The organism is Terriglobus sp. YAF25, from assembly GCF_052113305.1.
In the GTDB taxonomy this organism is placed as follows: Bacteria; Acidobacteriota; Terriglobia; order Terriglobales; family Acidobacteriaceae; genus Terriglobus.
This window is the reverse complement of record NZ_JBFRCY010001037.1, coordinates 1-1,096: the sequence shown is the minus strand read 5'-3', so window position 1 is coordinate 1,096 and position 1,096 is coordinate 1. Positions and strand designations below refer to the sequence as shown.

Below are 1,096 nucleotides of genomic sequence, written 5' to 3'. Positions count from 1 at the left end.
CACCTATATTGCATACGACCCAAAGACACGGGCCCCTATCTGCTTCGATCCACAGGCTGCACACACTGTGCTGCCTTATTACGAATTCAGAAACAAACTCGGGCTCGAAGGCAAGACGCCTGAGCAAATAGCAGAAGCGGTTCAGACGGCATACATAAACGGCAAGCTTCCTCAACGGCAAGGAGTGAGCTTCGCCTATATGTGGTCCGCGGATCAGATCCTCGGACCGAGCGGTCATTGGCATCCTCATATGATGGTTTTCGCTCCCTACTATGTGAATTCAATGATCGGCGGTAATGAGGACTCTAGCCATCTTCCGGCTGTGGGCGATGATTCAGGGACGCCATTCGCAGTCATCACGATCCCAGTGGATGAAACCTTAGCCGTCAAGTCGAAGCCATAACGTCTCTACCAGCTGACAGTTGTGTTGGACGACAAGGCAATACGCGAACAGCGTTACCTCACCGCAATCGCATCGCCGATTGAAATCGATCCTCGCCAATATTGCTTCATGCAAGGTTTGGTGAGGATACGCCATACGAAGTTTCAACTTTAGATAGGAGACAGAGAAATGAACCACGAACTGCAAGCCTTCCTCCGGCAATGGGAGCATGAGACAAAGGGCACGCTCTCACTGCTGCGTGCTTTGCCACTCGATCGCTACGAGCTCCGACCCGATGAGGGTGGCCGTTCCATGGGCGAGCTAGCTTGGCATCTTGCCGAGGTCGACGCCTTTGTCTCACTCGGCATTGAGCAACGAGAATTCAGATTCGATGTTAAGCCGGCACACATTGAGAGGCCCCGAGCGGTAGAAGCCTTAGCGCCTGGATTCGAAATCGTCCACCGAGATGCTGTGGCTCGTGTGAAACGACTGGAAACCATCAGTTTGGAGGAACAGATTCGATATGCAGATGGGACCACCTGGACGATTAGTGATCTGCTCTGGCGAAAGCTGTTGTTGCACAGCATCCATCACCGCGGTCAACTCACATTGATGTGCCGGCTCGCGGGAGGCACCCCTCCGGCACTTTTTGGAAGAACACGGGAGCAGTCCAAACCTGTTTCGGTATAGATATTTTTTCGCCCCTTCATGCGG

General features: G+C 53.1%; 1 protein-coding gene and 1 pseudogene. Both read left to right on the top strand.

The window, feature by feature from the left end; translation table 11 throughout:
* Window positions 1-403 (top strand): annotated as a pseudogene (locus tag AB4043_RS26355) (hypothetical protein); the annotation flags it as partial.
* A gap of 168 nt (window positions 404-571) precedes the next feature.
* Window positions 572-1,072 carry a DinB family protein gene (locus tag AB4043_RS26350; RefSeq protein ID WP_442299009.1) on the top strand — a complete coding sequence of 167 codons (501 nt, stop codon included), beginning with the start codon at window positions 572-574 and terminating at the stop codon, window positions 1,070-1,072.
* Window positions 1,073-1,096 lie beyond the last annotated feature (24 nt).